5 protein-coding genes and 1 pseudogene are annotated in these 5200 nt (G+C 67.2%); 4 read left to right on the plus strand and 2 right to left on the minus strand.

The genetic code is table 11. The features are described 5' to 3' along the window. A partial coding sequence (locus AC1D01_RS19790) for a helix-turn-helix domain-containing protein (RefSeq protein WP_477869273.1) occupies positions 1-798 on the plus strand: 798 nt, incomplete at its 5' end. A 7-nt stretch (positions 799-805) separates the two neighbouring features. On the opposite strand, the gene AC1D01_RS19795 is transcribed toward AC1D01_RS19790, so the two are convergent. Continuing rightward, on the minus strand, positions 806-1582 hold the full coding sequence (locus AC1D01_RS19795) for a class II aldolase/adducin family protein (RefSeq protein ID WP_477869275.1): 777 nt from the start codon (positions 1580-1582) through the stop codon (positions 806-808). Between the two features lie 93 nt (positions 1583-1675). Here AC1D01_RS19795 and AC1D01_RS19800 point away from each other — a divergent pair, with 93 nt between their 5' ends. The 3 genes from AC1D01_RS19800 to AC1D01_RS19810 are packed head-to-tail and all read left to right on the plus strand — an operon-like array spanning position 1676 to position 4757. Then, a complete protein-coding gene (locus AC1D01_RS19800; protein ID WP_047502687.1) occupies positions 1676-2380 on the plus strand; it encodes a Crp/Fnr family transcriptional regulator in 705 nt (234 codons plus the stop codon). A 37-nt stretch (positions 2381-2417) separates the two neighbouring features. Further along, positions 2418-3509: a phosphotransferase family protein gene (locus AC1D01_RS19805; RefSeq protein ID WP_477869277.1), complete on the plus strand. Its 1092-nt coding sequence runs from the start codon at positions 2418-2420 to the stop codon at positions 3507-3509. A gap of 33 nt (positions 3510-3542) precedes the next feature. Further along, a complete protein-coding gene (locus AC1D01_RS19810) occupies positions 3543-4757 on the plus strand; it encodes an acyl-CoA dehydrogenase family protein (protein WP_477869279.1) in 1215 nt (404 codons plus the stop codon). Positions 4758-4761: 4 nt separating this feature from the next. On the opposite strand, the pseudogene AC1D01_RS19815 reads toward AC1D01_RS19810, so the two are convergent. Further along, positions 4762-5200: pseudogene (locus tag AC1D01_RS19815) on the minus strand (hypothetical protein); the annotation flags it as partial.

A 5200-nucleotide genomic window follows, 5' to 3' on the forward strand; every position in this document is an offset into this window, starting at 1 on the left:
GTTCATTTCCATGCTCCGACTTTCCCCATAATTTTTATGGTTAAATCGGGCATCGAAAATGAAGCGTCCCAACGGTGCGTCAGCGAGTTGGTCGCTGGTGCAGACAGCCAGGTGGATCCGGTTTCTCGTTCAGCAGGGCTCCGTCGAATTCGACAGAGCCGGGCATGCGGAGCAGCGAGGCGACGAGCGCGGAGTCTCAGACAGAAATCCGAACTGCGTCATCGTCAGTTGCTGGACCAAACGAAGGTGATCACCTTGAGACATCCATTCAACGCTGACCCCTTGCCGACGGTATGGCTGTTGAACGGCTTTGCTCTGACCGTCGACGGTGAACGCGAGCTTGTCAGGTATGAACGCCTGGGAGGACTGATCGCCGCGTTGCATGCATGCCTCCTGCTGAAGCCGGCCTTGTTGAGCGCCCCTGAGATCACTTACCTGAGGCGTGCGCTGGACATGTCCCAGGCCGATCTGGCACAAGTGCTCGGGGCCACCGATCAGACGCTGTCGCTGTGGGAGCGTGGGAGCCATCCCATGGCAAGAGCGAGCGACACGTTGCTGCGCAAGCTGTGTGTTGAAAGCAAGGCCTTCGCCGCGAAGATCCCGGCCCGGCAGACAAGGGTCCAGGCACTCTCGCGATTGGCGCTGGGCACCGGACAGTTCATGTATGAGGGCAAGCTGGTGGATGACCAATGGTCATTCGAAGCCCAGCCGTTGCGTCAGCCCACGCGTTCAGCGAAGGCCTCATTTGCATTGCCCATCGAGCCCGCTCGTGGAGCGCGCAGCGCGCGACAGGGCTGACGCCGGATTAGCGCCGATACCCATCGTCGATCCGATCCAGCCGCCGCAGCAACCCCGGCCACGTCAGCGCCCCCGCCCCGACACCCCGCGTCGCCCCCCTCGCCTGCTCCGCCGCGGTCTGGATGATCCGCGGATCGACATGCGTCAGCGGCACGCCCCCGGCCATCGCGCGGACCTGGATCGTGCACACCGCCTCGAAGAAATACATCGCGAGCAACGCATCGGCAATCGTCGGCCCGAGCGTCAGCAGCCCGTGGTTGCGCAGCATCAGGTAGTTGGCGCGGCCGAGGTCCTTCACGAGCCGCGGCTTCTCCTCGTCGCGCAGCGCGACGCCTTCGTAGTCGTGGTACGCGAGGCTCGACAGGATGAAGATCGACTGCTGCGACAGCGGCAGCACCCCACCCTGCTGCGCCGACACCGCGACACCATTCAGCGTGTGCGTGTGCAGCACGCACTGCGCATCGTGGCGCGCCGAATGGATCGCGCTGTGGATCGTGAAGCCCGCAGGGTTCACCGGGAACGGCGAGTCGTCGAGCTTGTTGCCCTGCAGGTCGATCTTCACCAGGCTCGACGCGGTGATCTCGTCGAACATCAGCCCGTACGGGTTGATCAGGAAACGGTCTTCCTCGCCCGGCACGCGCGCGGTGATGTGGGTAAACACCAAGTCGTCCCACTTGAAATGCGCCACCAGCCGGTAGGCCGCGGCGAGATCCACGCGGGTCTGCCATTCGGCATCGCTGACCCGGCCTTCCTTGCTCGGGATGTCCAGCACTCGATCGCCCATGGTGTGCTCTCCTTGTGAAGGGAATCCGCGCACTCTTTCAGCAATCACCTTCGTGGACAATGAGGTCGCACCCTGTCACGTCAGAGACAAAACATGAATACCCCCGTTCTTACAATCGATGAGCAGGCCAACATCGAATCGGGTTCGTGGTTCTCCAAACTCTCGCAGCCATTGCGCAATGCCATCCTCTCGCGGTCCATCGTGCGCCGCGTGCACGACGGCGCCTTGCTCTCGTCGCGCGGCGAGGCGGCCGACGAGTGGTGCGGCGTCGCCAAGGGCGCGGTCCGTGTCAGCTCGGTCTCGCTGTCGGGCAAGCAGATCACGCTGACCTACGTGGAGCCCGGGCTGTGGTTCGGCGACATCTCGCTGTTCGACGGCCTGCCGCGCACGCACGACGCGAACGCGCATGGCGCGACCACGCTGCTGGTGGTGCGCAAGGCCGATTTCCGCGAGCTGCTCGCGCAGCACACCGAGCTCTACGAGGCACTGCTGAAGCTGAACTGCCGCCGGCTGCGCCTGATGTTCGACGTGGTGGAAGACCTCAACACGATGCCGCTCGCGGCGCGGCTGGCCAAGCAGATCCTGCTGCTGTCGCGCAGCTACGGCATCGAGCAGGGCCAGGAGATCCGCATCGGGCTGCAGCTCGCGCAGGAAGACCTGGCGCAGCTGCTCGGCGCGTCGCGGCAGCGCGTGAACCAGGAACTGAAGGGCTTCGAGCGCGACGGCGCGGTGCGCATCGAGCCGACACGGCTGGTGGTGCTGTCGAAGGACAAGCTGCTGGCGATCTCCGAGCGCTGACGCTCGAACGCTGACCCTGGAACGCTGACACGACCGCATGGACGCCTACACCGGAACCAAACCCGTCGCCGACTCGCATGCGTTCGACATCGCCGCGCTGCAGGCCCACTTGCAGGCCGCGCTGCCGGGCTTCGCCGGGCCGCTGCAGGTCGAGCAGTTCAAGGGCGGCCAGTCGAACCCCACCTACAAGCTGGTGACGCCGTCGCGCTCGTACGTGATGCGCACCAAGCCCGGCCCCGCCGCGAAGCTGCTGCCGTCGGCGCATGCGATCGAGCGCGAGTTCCGCGTGATGCGCGCGCTGCACGGCAGCGCCGTGCCGGTGCCCGAGATGCTGCTGCTGTGCGAGGACGAATCGGTGATCGGCCGCGCGTTCTACCTGATGGAGTTCATCCCGGGCCGCGTGCTGTGGGAGCAATCGCTGCCCGGCTTCGAACCCGCCGAGCGCGGCCGCCTGTACGACGAGATGAACCGCGTGATCGCGGCACTCCACCAGGTGGATGTCGCGGCCGCAGGCCTGGCCGACTACGGCAAGCCGGGCAACTACTTCGAGCGCCAGATCGGGCGCTGGAGCAAGCAGTACCAGGCCTCGATCACGCAGCCGATCGACGCGATGAGCGAGCTGATGCAGTGGCTGCCGGCCCACATGCCGGCCAGCGCGCGCGACGAATCACAGGTGTCGGTGGTGCACGGTGACTTCCGGCTCGACAACCTGGTCTTCCACCCGAGCGAGCCGCGCGTGCTGGCGGTGCTCGACTGGGAGCTCTCGACGCTCGGCCACCCGCTGGCCGATTTCAGCTACCACTGCATGTCGTGGCACATCCCGCCCGGCGCGTTCCGCGGCATCGGCGGGCTCGACCTGGCCGCGCTCGGCATCCCGAGCGAAGCCGACTACGTGCGCCGCTACTGCGAGCGCACCGGCCGCGCCGATCCGCAGGCGGTGATGGCCGACTGGAACTTCTACATGGCCTACAACCTGTTCCGCATGGCCGGCATCCTGCAAGGCATCGCGAAGCGGGTCGAGGACGGCACCGCGTCGAGTGCGCAGGCGCGCCAGGCCGGCGCCGGCGCGCGGCCGCTGGCCGAGATGGGCTGGCGAATTGCCCAACATCGCGCACAACAAGGCGCCTGACAAGGCACCTGAACACTCCCCGGAGACCCGAGCATGGACTTCAGCTACTCCCCTCGCACCCAGGAACTGCAGGCCCGCGTGGCCCGCTTCATGGACGAGCACGTCTTCCCGGCCGAGGCCGCCTTCAACGCCGAGATCGAGGCCAACACCCGCGCCGGCAAGCGCTGGACGCCGCTGCAGCTGATCGAAGGGCTGAAAACCAGGGCGCGCGCACAAGGCCTGTGGAACCTGTTCCTGCCCGAGAGCGAACTCGGCGCCGGTCTCACCAACCAGGAGTACGCGCCGCTGGCCGAGCTGATGGGCCGCGTGCCCTGGGCCAGCGAGGTGTTCAACTGCTCGGCGCCGGACACCGGCAACATGGAGACCATCGTGCGCTACGGCACGGCAGAGCACAAGAAGCGCTGGCTCGAGCCGCTGCTCGACGGCAGGATCCGCAGCGCGTTCGCGATGACCGAGCCCGACGTGGCCTCGTCGGACGCGACCAACATCGAATCAAGCATCCGCCGCGACGGCGACGAGTACGTGATCAACGGCCGCAAGTGGTGGATCTCGGGCGCCGGCGACCCGCGCTGCGCGATCTACATCTTCATGGGCAAGACCGATCCCGAGGCGCCGCGGCATTCGCAGCAGTCGATGATCCTGGTGCCGGCCGATGCGCCGGGCGTGAAGGTGGTGCGGCCGCTGCCGGTGTTCGGGTACGACGACGCGCCGCACGGGCATTGCGAGATGACCTTCACCGACGTGCGCGTGCCGGCGAGCAACATCCTGCTCGGCGAGGGCCGCGGCTTCGAGATCGCGCAGGGCCGGCTCGGGCCGGGGCGCATCCACCACTGCATGCGGCTGATCGGGCTGGCCGAGCGGGCGCTCGAGCTGATGTGCCGGCGGGCGTCATCGCGCGTCGCGTTCGGCCGCAAGATTGCCGACCAGGGCGTCACGCGCGAGCGCATCGCCGAGGCGCGCTGCAAGATCGAACAGGCCCGGCTGCTGACGCTGAAGGCGGCGTGGATGATGGACGTGGCCGGCAACAAGACCGCCAAGGGCGAGATCGCGATGATCAAGGTGGTGGCGCCCTCGATGGCCTGCCAGGTGATCGACTGGGCGATGCAGGTGCACGGCGGCGGCGGGATGAGCGATGACTTTCCGCTGGCGTATTTCTACACGGCGGCGCGCACGCTGCGCTTTGCGGACGGGCCCGACGAAGTGCACCGCAATGCCATCGCGAAGATGGAGTTGGGCCGCTACGCGTGACGCGTCAGTGCCTCGACTGATCCTTCGGATCGTCGGGGCCCAACTGGGTCTGCCACGCGGTCGACGAGGTGCTCGGCCAGCCGCTGGCAGCGCCCTCGCCCGCGCCGACACCGCCGGCCACCCGCACCGCCTGCAGCACGGCCACCTCGAACAGGCCGACCGCCTGGCGCACCGACGCGAGATCAGGATCGGCGAGCTGCATGCGCAGGTAGACCCGGCCGCGCAACAGCATCAGCACGAACGGCGGCTCCTGCGCCAGCAGGTTGCCGCTGGCGTCTTCGAGCTGCCGTGCCAGCGCGCCCTCGACCCACGAGGCCGCCACCTGCGGCGTGTTGCCGACCAGCCCGAAGCGCATGCGCACCGCCTTCGAGGCCGCGAACGTGACCTTCGCGAACATCGCGAGCCAGCGCATCTCTTCCGGCGTCGCGCCGTCGATCACGGTC

This window comes from Rhizobacter sp. P3_B12 (assembly GCF_056402895.1).

Bases quoted from the DNA above. Each gene is read 5' to 3' on its own strand.
- AC1D01_RS19795 (WP_477869275.1), bottom strand. From the start codon at position 1,582: ATGGGCGATCGAGTGCTGGACATCCCGAGCAAGGAAGGCCGGGTCAGC.
- AC1D01_RS19800 (WP_047502687.1), top strand. From the start codon at position 1,676: ATGAATACCCCCGTTCTTACAATCGATGAGCAGGCCAACATCGAATCG.
- AC1D01_RS19805 (WP_477869277.1), top strand. From the start codon at position 2,418: ATGGACGCCTACACCGGAACCAAACCCGTCGCCGACTCGCATGCGTTC.
- AC1D01_RS19810 (WP_477869279.1), top strand. From the start codon at position 3,543: ATGGACTTCAGCTACTCCCCTCGCACCCAGGAACTGCAGGCCCGCGTG.